At 44.4% G+C, this 17,030-nt stretch carries 25 protein-coding genes; 13 read left to right on the forward strand and 12 right to left on the reverse strand.

Annotated elements, in window-relative coordinates:
- Window positions 1-68 precede the first annotated feature (68 nt).
- Both NHB35_RS02835 and NHB35_RS02840 read left to right on the forward strand, forming a co-directional pair.
- Entirely contained in the window at window positions 69-296 is a 228-nt protein-coding gene (locus NHB35_RS02835) for a hypothetical protein (RefSeq protein ID WP_353432892.1), read from the forward strand.
- A complete protein-coding gene (locus NHB35_RS02840) occupies window positions 297-674 on the forward strand; it encodes a hypothetical protein (RefSeq protein ID WP_353432893.1) in 378 nt (125 codons plus the stop codon). It begins immediately after the preceding gene.
- Here NHB35_RS02840 and NHB35_RS02845 read toward each other — a convergent pair.
- The gene (locus tag NHB35_RS02845; protein WP_353432894.1) at window positions 671-1,546 is read right to left on the reverse strand and encodes a CoA ester lyase; all 876 of its coding nucleotides are present in this window, start codon (window positions 1,544-1,546) and stop codon (window positions 671-673) included. The two genes, NHB35_RS02840 and NHB35_RS02845, sit on opposite strands and share 4 nt — an antisense overlap.
- A gap of 78 nt (window positions 1,547-1,624) precedes the next feature.
- On the opposite strand from NHB35_RS02845, the gene NHB35_RS02850 reads away from it, so the two are divergent.
- The gene (locus NHB35_RS02850) at window positions 1,625-2,311 is read left to right on the forward strand and encodes a nitroreductase (protein ID WP_353432895.1); all 687 of its coding nucleotides are present in this window, start codon (window positions 1,625-1,627) and stop codon (window positions 2,309-2,311) included.
- A gap of 7 nt (window positions 2,312-2,318) precedes the next feature.
- Here NHB35_RS02850 and NHB35_RS02855 read toward each other — a convergent pair whose 3' ends face one another.
- Together NHB35_RS02855 and NHB35_RS02860 are read right to left on the reverse strand one after the other, a co-directional pair.
- Window positions 2,319-3,071 (reverse strand): substrate-binding domain-containing protein, encoded by a 753-nt coding sequence (locus NHB35_RS02855; protein ID WP_353432896.1) that lies wholly within the window; start codon window positions 3,069-3,071, stop codon window positions 2,319-2,321.
- Between the two features lie 12 nt (window positions 3,072-3,083).
- Window positions 3,084-4,010 carry a LysR family transcriptional regulator gene (locus NHB35_RS02860; protein ID WP_353432897.1) on the reverse strand — a complete coding sequence of 309 codons (927 nt, stop codon included), beginning with the start codon at window positions 4,008-4,010 and terminating at the stop codon, window positions 3,084-3,086.
- A 148-nt stretch (window positions 4,011-4,158) separates the two neighbouring features.
- Here NHB35_RS02860 and NHB35_RS02865 point away from each other — a divergent pair, with 148 nt between their 5' ends.
- The 3 genes from NHB35_RS02865 to ttdB are packed head-to-tail and all read left to right on the forward strand — an operon-like array spanning window position 4,159 to window position 6,670.
- Entirely contained in the window at window positions 4,159-5,112 is a 954-nt protein-coding gene (locus tag NHB35_RS02865) for a tripartite tricarboxylate transporter substrate binding protein (protein WP_353433376.1), read from the forward strand.
- Window positions 5,113-5,144: 32 nt separating this feature from the next.
- Window positions 5,145-6,065, forward strand: coding sequence for a L(+)-tartrate dehydratase subunit alpha (ttdA, locus tag NHB35_RS02870; RefSeq protein ID WP_353432898.1), 921 nt, complete (start codon window positions 5,145-5,147; stop codon window positions 6,063-6,065).
- Window positions 6,062-6,670: a L(+)-tartrate dehydratase subunit beta gene (gene ttdB / locus NHB35_RS02875; protein WP_173955282.1), complete on the forward strand. Its 609-nt coding sequence runs from the start codon at window positions 6,062-6,064 to the stop codon at window positions 6,668-6,670. Before ttdA ends, ttdB begins: the two co-directional genes overlap by 4 nt.
- Window positions 6,671-6,773: 103 nt before the next feature.
- On the opposite strand, the gene NHB35_RS02880 is transcribed toward ttdB, so the two are convergent.
- Window positions 6,774-7,049, reverse strand: coding sequence for a glycine zipper domain-containing protein (locus NHB35_RS02880; protein ID WP_251373484.1), 276 nt, complete (start codon window positions 7,047-7,049; stop codon window positions 6,774-6,776).
- A 41-nt stretch (window positions 7,050-7,090) separates the two neighbouring features.
- On the reverse strand, window positions 7,091-7,471 hold the full coding sequence (locus NHB35_RS02885; protein ID WP_353432899.1) for a Rap1a/Tai family immunity protein: 381 nt from the start codon (window positions 7,469-7,471) through the stop codon (window positions 7,091-7,093).
- 110 nt (window positions 7,472-7,581) lie between these two features.
- On the opposite strand from NHB35_RS02885, the gene NHB35_RS02890 reads away from it, so the two are divergent.
- The gene (locus NHB35_RS02890) at window positions 7,582-8,754 is read left to right on the forward strand and encodes a DUF3300 domain-containing protein (protein ID WP_353432900.1); all 1,173 of its coding nucleotides are present in this window, start codon (window positions 7,582-7,584) and stop codon (window positions 8,752-8,754) included.
- A 59-nt stretch (window positions 8,755-8,813) separates the two neighbouring features.
- On the opposite strand, the gene NHB35_RS02895 is transcribed toward NHB35_RS02890, so the two are convergent.
- From NHB35_RS02895 to NHB35_RS02925, 7 genes are all read right to left on the reverse strand, one after another.
- The gene (locus NHB35_RS02895) at window positions 8,814-10,421 is read right to left on the reverse strand and encodes an MFS transporter (RefSeq protein ID WP_353432901.1); all 1,608 of its coding nucleotides are present in this window, start codon (window positions 10,419-10,421) and stop codon (window positions 8,814-8,816) included.
- Between the two features lie 33 nt (window positions 10,422-10,454).
- Window positions 10,455-10,895 (reverse strand): hypothetical protein, encoded by a 441-nt coding sequence (locus NHB35_RS02900; protein ID WP_353432902.1) that lies wholly within the window; start codon window positions 10,893-10,895, stop codon window positions 10,455-10,457.
- Window positions 10,892-11,767 (reverse strand): FAD:protein FMN transferase, encoded by an 876-nt coding sequence (locus tag NHB35_RS02905; protein WP_353432903.1) that lies wholly within the window; start codon window positions 11,765-11,767, stop codon window positions 10,892-10,894. Before NHB35_RS02905 ends, NHB35_RS02900 begins: the two co-directional genes overlap by 4 nt.
- Window positions 11,692-12,234, reverse strand: coding sequence for an FMN-binding protein (locus tag NHB35_RS02910; protein ID WP_353432904.1), 543 nt, complete (start codon window positions 12,232-12,234; stop codon window positions 11,692-11,694). The genes NHB35_RS02905 and NHB35_RS02910 overlap by 76 nt, the downstream gene beginning before the upstream one ends.
- A gap of 14 nt (window positions 12,235-12,248) precedes the next feature.
- Complete coding sequence (locus NHB35_RS02915) at window positions 12,249-12,428, reverse strand: hypothetical protein (protein WP_353432905.1); 180 nt, start codon at window positions 12,426-12,428, stop codon at window positions 12,249-12,251.
- Between the two features lie 23 nt (window positions 12,429-12,451).
- The gene (locus tag NHB35_RS02920; protein WP_353432906.1) at window positions 12,452-13,375 is read right to left on the reverse strand and encodes a DUF6662 family protein; all 924 of its coding nucleotides are present in this window, start codon (window positions 13,373-13,375) and stop codon (window positions 12,452-12,454) included.
- A 119-nt stretch (window positions 13,376-13,494) separates the two neighbouring features.
- On the reverse strand, window positions 13,495-14,097 hold the full coding sequence (locus NHB35_RS02925; protein ID WP_353432907.1) for a Crp/Fnr family transcriptional regulator: 603 nt from the start codon (window positions 14,095-14,097) through the stop codon (window positions 13,495-13,497).
- Window positions 14,098-14,168: 71 nt separating this feature from the next.
- Here NHB35_RS02925 and NHB35_RS02930 point away from each other — a divergent pair, with 71 nt between their 5' ends.
- The 6 genes from NHB35_RS02930 (at window position 14,169) to NHB35_RS02955 (ending at window position 17,009) form a co-directional block, all read left to right on the forward strand.
- Window positions 14,169-14,387 (forward strand): DUF2892 domain-containing protein, encoded by a 219-nt coding sequence (locus NHB35_RS02930; RefSeq protein WP_353432908.1) that lies wholly within the window; start codon window positions 14,169-14,171, stop codon window positions 14,385-14,387.
- A 30-nt stretch (window positions 14,388-14,417) separates the two neighbouring features.
- Window positions 14,418-14,966, forward strand: coding sequence for a DUF6803 family protein (locus tag NHB35_RS02935; RefSeq protein WP_353432909.1), 549 nt, complete (start codon window positions 14,418-14,420; stop codon window positions 14,964-14,966).
- Between the two features lie 57 nt (window positions 14,967-15,023).
- Window positions 15,024-15,377, forward strand: coding sequence for a hypothetical protein (locus NHB35_RS02940; RefSeq protein ID WP_353432910.1), 354 nt, complete (start codon window positions 15,024-15,026; stop codon window positions 15,375-15,377).
- Window positions 15,378-15,464: 87 nt separating this feature from the next.
- A complete protein-coding gene (gene pal / locus NHB35_RS02945; RefSeq protein WP_353432911.1) occupies window positions 15,465-15,962 on the forward strand; it encodes a peptidoglycan-associated lipoprotein Pal in 498 nt (165 codons plus the stop codon).
- 15 nt (window positions 15,963-15,977) lie between these two features.
- Window positions 15,978-16,481, forward strand: a complete 504-nt coding sequence (locus NHB35_RS02950) for a hypothetical protein (RefSeq protein ID WP_353432912.1) — start codon at window positions 15,978-15,980, stop codon at window positions 16,479-16,481.
- A 333-nt stretch (window positions 16,482-16,814) separates the two neighbouring features.
- Window positions 16,815-17,009 carry a hypothetical protein gene (locus NHB35_RS02955; protein ID WP_353432913.1) on the forward strand — a complete coding sequence of 65 codons (195 nt, stop codon included), beginning with the start codon at window positions 16,815-16,817 and terminating at the stop codon, window positions 17,007-17,009.
- Window positions 17,010-17,030 lie beyond the last annotated feature (21 nt).

Genomic DNA, 17,030 nt, shown 5'->3' on the forward strand with positions numbered 1-17,030 from the left:
GGGCTGGTTTATGGCGAAGATAGGGGTGTAATATGTTCTGAAGTGACCCATTATGTTGGAGGTTTGGAATGAAGCCCTTCTATATTGATTACCCACAGGAAAAAATTGAGGAGCATCAGCACGCATATCGATGTGCGTACTGCAAGATTCCAACAACCATTATTTTTGGGCTACTTGAAAACCATGCTGAAGATTGCGCATATCGAGCTCAGCAAAGTAAATGGACTCAGTTGGCCGCTAAATTAAAGCCCCATAAAGAACATTTCGATGAACCCCATGCTGACGAGGTCGACTAAATGAAAACTTATCCTATCGCGATTGAATTAACTGTTTGGTTTGATCTGGGTTTAAATCAATATGAGATCACGATTGATGGGGTCTCCAAATTATCTGTTAAGCGCACAGATGATGTATTGCATAGCAGGGAACTTACAGACTCTGAGACAGAGCGCTTAATTGAGGCTATTGAATCTATCACGGTACCTGTAAGCGAAGAGATGTTGGCTGACCCCAGTAATAAAGCTTCATCTAGCTATGAGTTGATTATTGAATCAGCCCATTTTTCTCTAGAATTTAATTGGGAAAACCTCGATGTGGAGAATAGTCGCACTCACGCATTCGAACCCCTGGTAAAGCTTGCAAGCTTGATACAGAGTCTCGATCTAGATCATTAATTGGATGTGAATGAATCAATGGCTTTGGCTAAAGCCAGAATACGTTTCGCATCCTGAATGTGCAGCTCTTCAATTAACTTTCCGTTGAGTACGGCAATGCCAGCACCAGTCTGTATGGCAGCATCATAAGCGGCGATTCGTTCTCGGGCTTCAGTAATCTCTTGAGGTGATGGCCCAAAAAATTCATTTGCAAGTGCTATTTGCTTTGGGTGAATTAAGGTTTTGCCATCAAAGCCCATATCCCTGCCTTGTATGCAAGATAGTCGCAAGCCTTCTTCATCATCCAAAGAGAGATGCACCCCATCAAGCACGCATAATCCGTATGCTCTAGCGGCCAATATCGAAAGGGAGAGGGCGGTTTGTGTTTCTGCTCGGGATATAGTGTGTCTTGCATGTAAATCTTTAACGAGATCAGAGGTGCCCAATACAAGTGTTTCTAGTCTAGGGTGTGCGCTAGCAATTTCTTGTAGCTTAAAAATAGCCATTGGTGTTTCGATCATGGCCCAAATGGTGAGATCAGACCTGGCGCCTGCTTTATCAAGTAAAGCAGCTACTTCCTGAATTTGTTGTGCCGACTCCACTTTGGGCAACACAATAGCATCCGCTTTTGAGTTAGCAAATACCTTAAGATCTTCCATTCCCCAGGGCGTAGTTAGACCATTGATTCTGACAACCGCTTCACGATAACCAAATCCTGTTTTAAGCGCGGTAAGAATATTGTCTCTTGCGGCTACTTTTGCATCAGGGGCTACAGCATCCTCTAAGTCAAGAATGAGCGAGTCTGCGGCCAAGGTCTTCGCTTTTTCTAAAGCGCGTGTATTGGCTCCAGGCATATACAAGACTGAGCGACGGGGTCTATGGATGTTAATCATGTTAAAAATAGGGGATGACTTATTGGTAAAGAATCAAAATACCATATCCGAATCGCTACTTTCAAAAAAGAGGGAAAAATGAATTCTGTAGCCGAGGCAATCGATCAGCGCATGTCAGTGCGCGCATTTACACAGCGGCCGGTCTCGCACGAGCAAATTTTGAAACTACTCAATCTCTCAGCTCGAGCACCATCGGGTACCAATACTCAGCCATGGAAGGCATATGTTTTGCAGGGGCAGAAATTAAAAGCTCTATGTGACCAGGTTTGCAAAGCTTATGACGACATTGCCAGTAACCCGGAGCTGGCAAAAGAGTTTCAAGAGGCTTATGACTACTACCCCAGTAAATGGTTTAGCCCATACATCGACCGCCGCCGCGAAAATGGCTGGGGTTTATATGGTCTTCTTGGTATTACTAAGGGCGATAAAGACAAGATGCATGCGCAGCACCGTAAAAACTTTCAGTTCTTTGGTGCGCCAGTAGGCATCTTCTTTACGATTGATAAAGAGCTTGGTAGAGGCTCAATGCTCGACTATGGAATGTTCTTGCAGAACTTTATGATTGCAGCGAAAGGAGAAGGTCTGGACACCTGTCCTCAAGCCGCCTGGAATACCTACGCCAAAATTATTCTGCCAGTGATTGGCGCTAAAGAGAATGAGATGCTGGTGTGTGGAATGGCGCTTGGCTATGCAGATAAAACCGATATCGTGAATACCTTCCGTACCCCACGCGTTGCCGCAGAGGAATTTACTACTTGGGTCTAGTTTATTTTCAGCGTACCAGATTCATTCCGCTATTTTTAATTGGATCTGCGGCATTCTTAGAGCTTAAGTAATCAATTAATTTCTTGGCCTCTGATTCATGTAGAGATCCGGCAACGATCGCTGCTGCAAAAGTCTGTATCAGTTGAAGGCTATCTGGAATAAGGCCAACATAATCTACCCCAGGAATGTTGACTAACTCACTGCTAGGTTGAACGGCAACATTCGCATTTTTAGCCGCCAGTATTGCTGTGGCTTCAGCGCCGCGCTCCGTTACCTGAATGGAAATTTGATTGCTAATACCAAGACGAGGAAATACATCTTGAGTTAAATAGATTCCACTTGTGCTCCCTGGGACAACAATCTTTTTTGCTTGTATTAAGGTGTTCGTAAAGCTTTTGACTGTGGAAATATCGGGTCTTGGATTGCCAGTAGGTATTGCAAGTCCAAGTGGTGCTTGTGCTAAATCTACATCAGAGCCAGGAAGAATTCTTTTTTGATCTACTAGTTCAGCAAGACCTTCTCTAGAGAGAATCACTACATCAGCAGTAACGCCAGCCGCTAATTGGGCTTTAATAGTTTTGGGGCCCGAGCCTTGTGAAGCGCCTGATTTGGTAACCACCTTAATCCCAGTAGCTTTCTCAAATTGGGGAAGCATTTGCTGGTAGGGGCCTTGGAAGCCTCCTGAAATTATGACTTCAAGTTGTGCCATAACAGGTGTTGATAAAAGAAGGACAAGCAAAAATGTAAATAGATGTTTCATTATGTCTCCTGTTTAAGGCTTTAGCGCGCTACTAACAAAATCAATCAATGCATTTACTCTGGCTGAAGTTCTATGTCTTTGTGCAAAAACAGCGTAGATATCTGCATCGGGGGTGTGATAACTTGTCAGGATATGTACGAGACGACCACTTTTAAGGTACCTAGCGACATCCCACTCAGCTCTTAAAAGGATGCCTTGATGATCTAAGGCCCAGTTCACTGCGATCTCACCATCGTTGGTGGTGAGGTTGCCTCTGATTTTTACATCTTCGGTAGACTCATTTTTTGCGCGAGTTTTGTTTTTTGCAAAGCGCCATAAGCCATAAGCTTCATCGCCTTGGCGAATTCCAATGCAGTTGTGTTTTACTAAATCATTCGGTGTCTTGGGTTCGCCAAATTGCTTTAGATAGTTAGGTGATGCAACTAAGATTCTGCGATTAGGGGCAATCAATTTTGCAATTATTCTCGAGTCTGGTGGATGGCCAAATCGAAAGCAGACATCATACAAATCATCAGTGATAGGGGGTGGACTCACCGATAGCTGTAGTTGAATATCTACTTGCGGATATTTTTTAACAAACTCAGAAATCAGTGGGGCAATTTGTGTTCTGCCAAAGCCGAGCGTCGCATTGACTCTTAATAATCCTTTTGGTGTTTCTGTAGAGCCCCAGAGAATGGATTCCATGGCATCAATTTCACCTAAGATCTTGCGTGCATGCTCTAAGTACACTTCACCTTCCGGTGTTAGGCTCATTCGTCGAGTGGTTCTATTTACCAGGCTAAGACCTAATCTCTCCTCGATTAGGGCAAGGCGCTTGCTAACAGCCGCAGTCGTAATGCCAAGCTCTCTAGCGGCTGCCCCTAAGCTGCCTGAAGAAGCTAATGCAGAAAAGAAGCCTAAATCTGCAGGATTAATGCCTTTGGTGGTGCTTAAGCCCATAAAATCTATTAAATTATTAAATATAAGTTAACGATAATTTAACTTTATACATGATATTTAATTAGATCTCAATTCTATAGTTAGCCCACTCGCAGGATAAACAAAAACTGGAATTCGCCAGTGGAGGGGCAAAGTGTTTAAAAAAGTAATTCAAAACGGTCTATTAGGTTTCGTATTTTGTGGCTTAGTTGGATCTGCTGTAGCGCAGTCTTATCCAAACAAAACAATTACCATTGTTGTGCCATTTCCCCCAGGGGGAACCACAGATGTTTTAGCAAGAGCAGTTGCTAATAAATTGGGACCAGCATTAGGCCAATCTGTCATTGTTGATAACAAGCCTGGTGCAGGCGCAACACTTGGTGCTGGTTTGGTGGCTAAAGCATCGCCCGATGGCTATACCTTGTTTATGGGTGCTGTGCATCACACAATAGCGCCAGCGGTTTACAAGAGCTTGCCATATAGCTTTGAAAAAGATTTTGCGCCAATCACAACAGTAGCCTTAGTTCCAAATGTGATGGTTGTTTCAGAAACTTCACCCTATAAAACAGTGAAAGATGTGATTGCTGCAGCTAAGGCAAAACCAGACTCTTTATCTTATGGCTCAAATGGCAATGGCACAGCGCAGCACATGATTGGTACACAGTTTCAGATGTTGACCGATACAGAAATTTTGCATGTACCTTATAAAGGTTCAGCTCCCTTAGCCACGGATTTATTGGGTGGGCAGGTAACCATGTCATTTGACACGATTACCCCTGTCTTGCCATTTATTCGTGAAAAGAAATTACGACCATTGGCTGTGACCACCGCAAAGCGCTCATCAACCTTGCCATCTGTACCAACCATGAAAGAGTCTGGTGTGAATATGGATATTGGAACTTGGTTTGGTTTGCTGGCTCCAGCGGCAACACCAAAAGACATTACGGCAAAGTTAAATGCTGAAATCGTTAAGATTATTAAATCGACAGAATTTCAGAAGCAAATGTTTGATATAGGTGCTGAGCCTGTTGGCAACACCCAAGCGCAAATGGCGAAGCAGATTGCAGATGAAACAGTGAAGTTTAGTGGTTTGGCAAAAGCTGCGAAACTTACTATTGAATAGTACGTACAGTATTCGGAAAAAAGGAGTGAGACGTGAATAAACAAACTTCAGCAGTCGATAAGGAAGTAGCTGTAGCTGATATTACTCAGGTATTGTCTAAATTCACATCCTATATTGGTAAGCGACTGCCAACGGATGTGACTACCAAATTAGGTGAACTGCGGAGCAAGGAAGTCAATTTCTTGGCCAAAGAGGTATTTGACTCTATGCGCGAGAACCAAGAGTTGGCAGATAAACTTGACCGCCCTAGTTGCCAAGATACTGGAGTGATTCAGTACTTCTTACAGGCAGGCTCAAACTTTCCGCTCTTGGGAGAGTTAGAAGATATTTTGCTCAATGCCACTAAGGGCGCTACCAAAGAAGGTCCATTGCGCCATAACGCCGTAGAGACCTTTGATGAAAAGAATACCGGTACTAATACGGGTTCAAAAATTCCATGGCTCGATTGGGAAATTATCCCTGGTGCGGATTACTGCATCGTAGACGTGTATATGGCTGGTGGTGGCTGCACATTGCCTGGAGCTGCAAAAGTATTAATGCCAGGCCAAGGTTATGAAGGTGTTGCTGAGTTCGTGTTTGAAGTGATTACTTCACGCGGCGTAAATGCTTGCCCTCCACTGTTAGTTGGTGTGGGCGTTTCTACTTCAGCAGAAACGGCAGCGCGTCTTTCCAAGAAAGCAATTTTGCGCCCAGTAACTTCAAGTCACCCCAATGAGAATGCCGCCATGATGGAAGAGCTCCTGACTGAAGGCTTGAATGAATTGGGTCTTGGACCGCAAGGTCTAACTGGCGCGAACAGCGTGATGGGTGTGAATATCGAATCATCCGCACGCCATCCATCCACTATTGGTGTAGCAGTGTCCACTGGATGTTGGGCTCACCGTCGGGGCAAGATCAAGATTAATGCCGATATGTCCTATGAAGTCATTTCTCATGAGGGATTCAAACTGTGAAGAAGATTCTACAAACGCCTATTAAAGACGAAGATTTAGAGGCTCTCAATATTGGTGATGTAGTTTATCTCACAGGCACATTAGTGACATGTAGAGATGTGGCGCACCGTCGCCTAATTGAATTAGGTCGAGAGCTGCCAGTCAACCTCAAAGGTGGCGCGATATTTCATGCGGGACCAATTGTGCGTCAAAAAGAAGATGGCGAGTACGAAATGGTATCTATTGGTCCAACCACTTCCATGCGTATGGAGAAGTTTGAAAAAGAATTTATTAAACAAACTGGCGTGAAGTTGATTGTGGGTAAGGGTGGCATGGGCATCGAGACTCAAGAAGGTTGCGCTGAGAATAAAGCTGTGCATGCGATTTTCCCAGGTGGATGCGCTGTATTAGCAGCAACTAAAGTAGAAAAGATTGAAGATGCCCAATGGAAAGATTTGGGAATGCCTGAAACTCTATGGGTAAACCGTGTAAAAGAGTTTGGTCCTTTAATCATCTCAATCGATACCAAAGGCAAGAACTTGATTGAAGAAAATAAAAAAGTGTTCAATGCTAAGAAGGGTCCAATCCTTAGTAAGATTAATGAAAAGATTCGTTTCATTAAATAAGGCCGCATCAAAAGTAGTACCCCAAAAACAAAAAGCCAACCGTCATAGGTTGGCTTTTTTAATGCCATTCACTAAGCTTGCTTGGTGAATGTTGAGATCATGCTTAGTTGCCGTTAGAGCTCTTACCAGCCTTGTAGCCAGCATTGTATTCAGAGGCCTGATTCTTTTTGTAGGCGTCATAAGCATAGCCAGAAGCTGCGCCAACTGCAGCGCCACCGACTGCACCCCAGATTGGGTTGCCGTGGAAAATTGCTGCGCCAACGCCACCAGCAACTGCACCAATTGAAGCGCCAGATAAAGTGCGTTGTTCTGTATTGCTCATATTTGAGCAACCAGCAATTGCGATGGTAGCTGCTGTGATTGCAATAATTTTTTTCATGATCGTATTCCGTTTAGGTAATAAGGTGATTGATGTAGGGATTACTTTTTGGCGCAAGGAAAGCGCATAGACAGGAAGCTGATGAATGTGCCTGCAGCAGGATCATTAGCTAACATCGGAGCTGTCTGTGAAATGAACTGAACATAATCCGCAATCACTTCATCGCGCTTTGGTGCTGGTTGTTTAACGCAAATTGTGTTCTTTGCGCGTTGTGGATGACGAGTAGCTAAATAAGTGTCGTAAATTGCAGTCGTATAGCCAATGCAGTAGCTACGAGAATCTGGACTTGCTGGTAATTTGCAGTAGTTAACCAATTCCTGTGCGCTCAACACTGGAATCTTTTGGTCTGCGTTTGCATTAAAAGTAAACGCAGTAGCGCAAATAGCTGAAGCGGCTGCTAGGGTAAATGAGAGTTTTTTCATGGCTTTTCCTCTATAAGATGTGGTTAAAATCTTATCACGAGTAGGGTTGGGCGCCGCAGCAAAACGGGTGCTCTTGTCTATTGCTTCTCATTGGATCTAACAGGGATAGTATGAAATCTTCTAAAAAACAGTTTGCCCCGCGTTTGTTAGCTTCACTGCTTTCGATTGCGGTAATGGCGCCAATGTCGCCGACTTATGTCTTCGCGCAACCCGCTAGTAGTCAAAGTAACGCGCCCCTTTCACAGCAGCAATTGAGTGCCTTGGTTGCCCCAATTGCCTTGTACCCAGATCCTTTGGTATCGCAAATATTGATGGCTTCAACCTATCCCCTAGAGGTTGGTGAGGCTGCTACTTGGCAAAAGCAAAATTCTCGCCTAACAGGGCCAGCCTTGGATAGCGCTTTGCAATCGCAGTCATGGGATCCTAGTGTTAAATCTTTAGTGAGCTTTCCACAAGCCTTACAAATGATGGGCGCTGATTTGAGCTGGACTCAAAAGTTGGGTGATGCTGTTCTGGCACAGCAGTCTGATGTGATGACTGCTATTCAAGCAATGCGCGCTAAGGCAAAGCAAGCTGGTAATTTAAGCTCTACACCGCAACAAACGGTAAGCACTTCAGGCTCAACCATCGTTATTCAGCCAGCCAATCCCCAAGTGGTTTATGTGCCAACTTATAACCCTTCAGTAGTTTATGGGCCATGGCCTTACCCAGCTTATCCACCTCCACCTCCTTACTATCCGCCCGGATACGTAGCTGGCACAGCCTTGTTATCGTTTGGTGTTGGTATGGCTGTTGGTGCAGCCCTCTTCGGTGGTATGCACTGGGGTGGCGGCTGGGGTGGTAGTGGATCTATTACCGTAAACAACAACACATTTAATAACTTCAATCGCAATACTGCGAATGCGAATTTCCGTTCAGGCTCGTTCGCCTCTGGGGATAAGTGGCAATTTAATCCACAACACCGTGGCAATGTACCTTACTCAAATTCTGCTCTGCAGAATAAATATGGCAAATTAAGCGGTCAAGCATCTAACCAAACCCGTGATCAAGAGCGAGAACAATTACGCCAGAATCTCAATAAAAATGGCTTAAGTGGTGAGTCTGGTCGTGGTGGAGAAAACCGTTCACCAAGTAAAGAATCTGAGCGATCCAGTGGCAACCGTAATGAAAGAGAAGCTCCCCGTGAAAATATGCGTGAGCCAGAGCGCTCATCTGAACGTGCGCCAGAAAGATTTGGCGAAGAGCGTATGGGTGGAGAACGCATGGGCGGCTTTAGAAGATAAAGCTATCAAAATACCTAAGCTGTTATTAAAAACCTTCACCCCAAACGGTGAAGGTTTTTTTATTGTTTTAATTGCGTTGCAATTCGTCTAGTGAGTTTTGGTGGACTGGAGTCAATATGAAAGCGATGACGCTCTTCCTGCATGGCTAGGTCATCTGCCGTAAATCGATCAAATCGTCTCAAGTAATCTGCCCAAGTTTCAAAGACAAAGTATTCCAGAAATTTTCCAGCATGCTCTGCATCTTCAAACAAACTCCAAGAGAGAGCTCCTTGCTTTAATCGTGAACGTCTTGTTTTGGCCATGAGCCTTCTGAAGAGCTCAGCCTGCTCTGGATGAATATGATATTCCACGGAAATCATGACAGGGCCTTCATCGAGATCTATATCTCTAGAAGGATGGGGGCGCTCTATGGGGCAAACGGGGCTGAGATCTTCTGCCTCATGACCATGAATGCGATGCTTGCGTATTAATAGTAAGGCAATGATGCCAAAAACAGCGCTGGCAATCACGCCTGTAGTTACATCGGTAGAGTTAGTGATTTTCCCCCAAACGAATGCGCCTAATGCACTGCCACCCATCAGACTCATTTGATAGAAAGACATGCCCCGTGCCCGAATCCAGTTGGGCAAGGAAAGTTGTGATGAAGTGCTGAGCGTATTACCAACGCTAAACCATGACATGCCACTCAAAATCATGATGGGTGCCGCATACCAAAGGTTTGGTGCCAAAACTACCCCTGCAGAACTGATAGAAAGAAAAATAATTCCATAGCTAGCCATCTGTTGTGGTGTGAATTTCTCTCTTAAATAATGCAATTGCGACCCAATGATGATTGCCCCAAAACCAAGACAAGAGAGCAGCAGGGTGAAGGTGTTTGCATCGCCATTAAAGTGAGACTTTGCAATCACCGGCAGTAGAGCTAGTAAGCTGGAGGATTGCATGTAAAACAAGAAAGAGCGAATCAAAATCGAGCGCATCGGCTTTGATTGGCGAATATATTGCGCTCCTACACGCATGGCGCCAAAAAATCGCTCGCCTGGCAAGGTAGAGATATAACTCTCATTCTTCCAGCGCAGGACAATGACACTCATGGCTAAAGATAAAATCATGTTGAGCGCAAACACATACTCCGTGCCAATTCCCGCGATGATGAAGCCAGCTATCAATGGACCCAAAATGCGTGAGGCATTCATGGCGATAGAATTTAAGCCAAGGGCTAAGTGAAGGGTATCGCGCGGAACTAGATCCGGAACAATCGCTGCATATACGGGCCAGCGCATTGCTAGACCAACCCCATTAATAAATGTCAGCAGTAGCAAAAAGATCGGGTCTAGGAGGTTAAATACCGAAGATAAAAATAATAAAGTGGCATTGATAGCAAGCCACGCTTGGGTAAACACCAGAAAGTGTTTGCGATTCAGAATGTCTGCTAGTGCACCGCTGGGTAGACCAAATAAGAGTACGGGTAAGTTAGCAGCAGTTTGAACTAAGGCAATTAATGTCGCCGAGTTCGTAAGCGAGGTCATCATCCAGGCTGCCGCCACATCGTTGGTGTACATGCACACATTAGCAACCAGCCAAGTGGTCCAGAGGGCGCGAAAGACAGGAATTCTGAGGGGTGCCAACCAGACCGGTAATTTGGATGGCGGAAGGGAATGCATACTCATCCCTTCATTATTACTCAGAGTGTTATTTGTTGCCTAAGGAGATGAAGCTCGAGTCGAGGTCCCACTTGATCTAGCAATTCCGTGGAAGATAAAGATTGCGAAGAAGATTAATCCGAGAATCCAGTGGATCATTTCACTGCCTTCATGAAGCTCTTCGGGCCCGTAGTACAAGAGCATTGCTGTGATAACTAGAACTGCCAAGAAGACTAGCTGCGATATTCCGCTGATCAGATTTTTCTTGGCCTTAAGACCAGCCTTGATATGAAAAGGTAAGACCGTGCCAAAGGCAATTAACGCAATTGCTGCAGAAACGCCATGCATGATAAGAACTGTTCTATCGCCAAGCAATGATCGAGAGATATGAAACTCATTACCAAGTAAAAAGGCGATGCCTGACAGAGAGCAAACGCATAAAACACTAATCGTGAACCAACGTTGCCAGTTCGGCATCTTACCCAATCCATGTTTCTTCATAGGGCAATCTCAATTGCTTGCGCTGAATACTTCTGAAAACAGGGATGGGAATCATCTTTGCTGATAGCAAAGATCTTGGTGAGAGCGTCCGCATAAATACATTCCGGTGCAATTACCGAATAAGACTCTGTAAATTCAATTTGCTCCATTGTTTGAGGATTAACGATATGCCCTTGATTGAATTTAGAGTGATCGCAATAGTAGAGTCCGCTACTGGCAATGGCGCCATTCTCAAGGGAGCCCAATGAAATCAGCTCATGCGGATTGGCTGGGTTGCGCACTTGAACTTCTTGGGCAAGATTTCCAAATACCCGCAAATCACCACCTGCATTTACAAAGCCAGACACAACACCGCATTGTTGTAGCGCCTCAACTGCTTTATCGACAGCAAATCCTTTGGCAATGCCGCCTAGATCTAGGGTGAGCTGAGTTTTCGAAGAGACTAAGTTGGGCTCAATTAGCTTGAGATCCATGATGCTACCGCAGGATATATTTAAGCGTTCAGAGTGCTTTGGTAGTAAGCCAGAACTAACTAACTTTCCACCAACACCACAGTCGAACATGCCATTTGTGCTTTCACATAATTCTTGAGCAATTCGAAGAACCTGAAAAGTCCATTGATGCACCAAAATAGTTTTGGTATGAGCGTGTGCATTAATTTGAGACAGTTCGCTGTTGGGGTTATGGAAGCCCATTAAATCTTGGACTAATTCAATAGCAGCAAAAGCTTGGTCGATGGCGCAATCATTGTCAGCGGCAATCTCAACATAGGTTCCAAGGAGGGGTTTGCAACGAATCATTTTGACTTGGGTTTGAGTGCTAAGTCGTACATCACCATGATTCTCTTGACTCCATCGGTGAGATGCTTGCAAGAAAGAGTGGCCCCAGAAATATTCTGAATATCCTTCTTAAGCTTCAAAGGATCTTCGGCAGTTTTTCCAACAAATTGCTTGCGCCAGCTATCTTCGGCCACTTCATATCCATAGGACTCAACGTATTCCATGATTTCGATACCTTGAACCGTGCCGTTTGGGGCAATGCCAACTGCATAAGTGATCATTTCATGTTTGCCAACCACTTCGTCTACTATGAAATAGCTTCCATCTGCTGCTTTCCAGGTTCTATCCCCTTTAAAAGCTTGTCGGACGCTAGAAGCCGACTGCATCTTGTCTTGGATATCCTCGCTCAATACGATGGGGTATTTAGTAAATTGTTTATTCGGAAAGATCAGCTTCTGAGCTTGTTCGGCGGATACATAAATTTTTGCATGCGCATAGATGGGCGCGCCCACCAAGGCTATGCCAGTAATTGCTACTAGCGGACTAGGATTCCATTTCATAAGGTTGATCTCTATTAGAGTGACAAGAGTTCATTCGCCTCATAACAAAGCGTTTGTATTTCTTGATTGCTTGATTTTGAGTTAGATAAGGCATCAAACATCATCAATGCTCTTTCTCTTGCTGTAGGGCATTGTGTAGTTTGAAACTTCAACAGATAGGTTGTCGCACCAATCAGTAGATTCTGAATTTCCATGACATTTCCCTCGTTAGATTGCTTTAGTATTTTCCTATCGGAAAGCCGACCTTCACAATAAACTCGTTCAAACCATGTGAGTCCCATACTCGAGCGTTTGAGCATTCTGCAGTTCCTGCTCCCATGCAAGTGCCGCCTTTCAGTTGATAGCGCCATGCGGCCGTAAACCACCAGTCTTTTGAGGCGTAGTGCAAATTTGGCCCAACAAAAGTGGCTTTCTGAGTTTGGTTTTGTAGGTTGTAACTAGAGTAGTCATTATGAAATCTCGCTTCTACACCCCCAAACCATTTAGGAGCAAATCGGTAACTGGCGCCAACTAGAAAGTCCAGCATGGACTCTGGTGCGTTACCCGAAGGGGCAAACTTTAGTTGTTCATTGGCTACTACTATATTTGCTGCCGTAATAAGTTTGTCATCAATAAAATTTGATTGAAGCAAAAGTCTTGCCTCTAATTCATTTTTATTTTTGCCAATTGTTGGCTCCAAATAAAGACCAACACCTACAGGAGAGGTAACTGGGTTGGTTATTCTGTAAATTGCCTCAAGCGACCCACCTTCGATTCCGCTTTTGCGGTATGGCGCTGCGGGATTCCATGAGCCGACTGGAACTGGTTGTCCGCTCGTGCATGTTGGACTATCTTCGCAATTATTGTAATTTTGGTTGGCATTTACATAGTAGGCATTGAGATAGCCAGCAATTTGAAAGTCATTTGTAAGGCCATACTCCAGCTCCGATCTAGATACCCAAGCGTTATATGAGCCGGATGCTTGTTGTTTAGTTAATTGAAGACGCTGCTCAAATTCAAGCTCACCTTTGGGTTGCAAATCAAGGGTGTAAATCCAGCCAAATGCTCCCTCACCAGCATGAGCCATTGAGAGGTGAAAGAGGGTTACAAGGAATAGGACAAAGAAAAATAAGGATTTGAGGCTTAATTTTGGGGTTTTCATGGGTTGGTACTTATTAATAATGAGAATCGTTATCAATAATATACCATAAATGAGAATTATTCCTATTTACTTTTAGGTACAAGCAAGGGTCTTAGCCCCATCCTTATGTATTTGACGGCTTATTTGCGTAGAAGCTCTAGAGAATCAGGGCGTCGAATTAACAGCCCCTCTTTTTCTAGTGTGGCAATGGCGCGATATAAGGCTTCGTGTGTTACGCCAATCTCTGATGCCATGGATTTCAAATCTGATTGAAGTTGAAGGGCGCCTGCTTTGCCTTCCGTTTCAATTAAGTGAACAAGTTTGCTTTTGATGTCTTTTAATCCTAAGCGTTCTGACTGGGTTCTCAGGCGCATGATTTCTTTGCTGAGTAATTGAACCCACTTTAAAGAAAAACTGCTATCCATCAATGCATCTCTTAATGACTGGATGGGTAGGGTGATAGCCATCCCAGAGTGTGTCGCAATGGCATCACAGTGATAGACGTCTGTTAATAGACTCGCTTCACTGACAAACCCACCTTTGCATCTTTGAAGGGTGATAGGTTCGCCATGCCGATTTGCTCGCGTCAAAATGACTTCGCCTGAAACCACAAAATACATATATTCAGGTTTGTTCCCTTGATGAAAGAGATGGTCGCCTCGGCTGAAGGATCGGCTACGGCATTCGCTCAGCAGCCCCTTGGGCAGAAGGTTCTTTAGGATTTCAGGTATATAAAAGTCCATATGATTTGGATCATACGCTTTTTGGTATTCATGGCTAATAATATGAAAAGAGATATCAATAGGAGGTTTATATGAAATGCAATGTTGGCGGTATCGATCGTGTTTTACGTATTGCAGTTGGCTTGGTGCTCATTGCACTGGCGGCAAGCAATGTCATCGGCATATGGGGCTGGATTGGCCTTGTTCCATTGCTAACCGGTTTATTTAGATTCTGTCCTTTATATCCAATCTTGGGTATAAATTCCTGCGGCACCGGTACTGGCTGCGGTGGTGGCGGTTGCTTTAAATAATATTGTTGAACCAGTGGCAGGAGTCTCTCAATGAATATGACGCACTACATGGAGTTACTGGCTGTTAATCAGCCGTGGAATTTAATTATCTTTATGGCAATACCTGTTGTGCTTGCTGAGACTTTAGCGATTACAGAACTGTATTTATTATTTACCCGAAAGTTCGGTGGTGCAGTTTATTATCTCAATCGCTTTGCAGGTATAGCGGTAGGTTTGTATTTCATTGGCATCATTTATTACGTGATCAGTAATGCGATTGTTCCAATCACCAGGGCAGGTGAGTGGAGAACGGTGATTGATGTGCTTGCGGTTGGTAGTTATGTAGTCGCTGGTCTGCCTTTGGTATGGATAGCCTTACAAGAGCTAGGCTTAGTGAATAAAGCCTTAGATCAAATGAGCAAGCTCAAAATCCATGCTATTTGTGTGGCTCTATTCTTGGTATTTGGCCATATTGCGATGATTGCTGGAATGCTCGATCCAGGCCTACTCGGCTATCAAGGCCCTCATCAAATGATGGGTAATGGTCAAGAAGTGCCTATGAAGGAAATGCCAATGGGTAATTCAGCACATATGCATTGAGCAAGAAAAAACGACAAAAATAGTAAAACCTAGAGAATTGGGTTTAGAATTCGCCTCATGTTGCTGCGTCGTAAAACATTCCCTCTGCTACTGTGCCTTTGCCTGATTGCTTTTAAGGTAGCCGCTTCTAGTATTTTTGTCCAGGCTGCTATTGAGCGTGCAGAGTTAGCGGGTGATTATGGAAGCATCGTCGCTATGCAACTGAATCCAGATACGGCAGAGACAGGGGATGACAATGGCAAAGTACACACTATGTACTTAATGAGTCATGTCACCGCCAATATTTCTACTGCTCAAATCCCCATCTATCCACCACAGACTAGATCTATTGAGTATTTTGTGGCTGACAAAGTTTTGCTTACTCAAAATTTTCCTGAGGCGGTGTTTAAACCGCCCAAAACATCTACCTAAATTTCATTAGGTTGGCGAACTTCTGTGTGGAGTTCGCCGTGATGTTGTTTGGCTACAAGCTTGTGGCCACTTTCGGGAAATATATCCATGTTTAAATTTTTAAAAGTATTGCCATTGCCATTGGCATTGCTGGTTTTATTTGTATCTGCCTGTAGTAGCGTAAAACTAGATGACACGAACCCAGTTGCTACAGTTAATGCAGGTGGTTCTTCTGGTTACGATCCGATTAGTGATCCAAAGTCCAGTGTTTATGGAAAGCGTCCCATCTATTTTGAGTTTGATAGCTACACCATTGATCCTAAGTACGCTTCAGTTATTTCAGCGCATGCTGAATACCTGAGGGCTTTCCAGAAGCAAAAAGCTTCGGTCATTATTCAAGGCAATACGGACGATAGGGGTACTGCCGAGTACAACCTGGCATTGGGTCAGCGTCGCTCTCAGGCAGTAAAAAATGCACTCATTAAGCAGGGTGTTAGCGAGTCTCAGCTTGAGGCAGTGAGCTTTGGTAAAGAGAAGCCTGTGAATCCAGCGCAAACAGAGGCGGCTTTTAAAGAAAATCGCCGCGCCGATTTCGTTTACCAATAACAACGGAGTCTATAAATGAAAAAGTTATACATACTCAGTTGTGTAGGGACGATGATGCTTGCTGCTTGCGCACAAAACCCGCCAGCAAATAATTCAGCTCAAGCCGCTAAGGCGCCAATGCCCATTCATTCTGAATCGGTTTCTAAGCGACTTAACGCCTGTATTGTTCGTAGTAATCAAAGTGCAGATGCTTTACTGGTCGATAGTCAGATTATTGCCGTCAGTAGAAATAATCCACATGCAAAAAGCTTGTTTAGCTCACCCGATAAGTTGACGGATGAGCAGGCCAAGGCGTTAACAAACTATTTAGCCGAAGCGAATACGTGCCGCCCGATCGCCCTTGAGGGCGCTAGCCCAGAGATGACGGCTGTATATCAAGATTTCTTCAAGCGTATTGATAGCCTCTATGCAGATCTGATTGCTAGAAAAATTACGATTGGTGTAGCTAATCAAGAGCGGCAATTGCTAATACAAGATGCGCATCTCAAGCGCGTAGCTATTCAGGCAAAAAACAAATAAGGAGAGCAGGCAATGCCAAGGTATAAATTCGCTTGTCGCTCTTGCAAGTTTGAGTGCGTGAGCAGCATAGGAAAGGAGGTGGGGCCATATTCCTCAAAGGTGGCGATGGTTTGTAAAAACTGCTCCACCATTGATGAGTACACGGTCGCTCATCCTGGAAGTATCAATTCGGAAATAAGTAAATTGCCAGTGTGTAAACATTGCTCGTCAAGCTCCCATTTAATTGAATGGGATGGCTTGACGTGCCCGCATTGCAATAAGAGTATGAGGGCTTTGGGTAGTGATATGAATGTGGAACGACCATTTAAGTATTGGTAGGGGTATGATGTATCCATGACTAATACCCATTCTCAACAGACGCCTACTCAAAGCGAAGAGAGGGCAGAAGATCGCACCGAGGAAGTATTTGACGAGGCGTCTGATGCGAAAGATCAAGAGACCAAACAAGCCAATCAACCCAAGAGAGCCCTCAGTAAGCGAGAGATCATGGAGCAATTATCTCGTGAGCGCTTTCCTTGGGATGAATGAACACCCTGGAGTGTAGATCTT

Origin of the sequence: Polynucleobacter sp. MWH-UH23A, assembly GCF_040409805.1 — a bacterium.
In the GTDB taxonomy this organism is placed as follows: Bacteria; Pseudomonadota; Gammaproteobacteria; order Burkholderiales; family Burkholderiaceae; genus Polynucleobacter.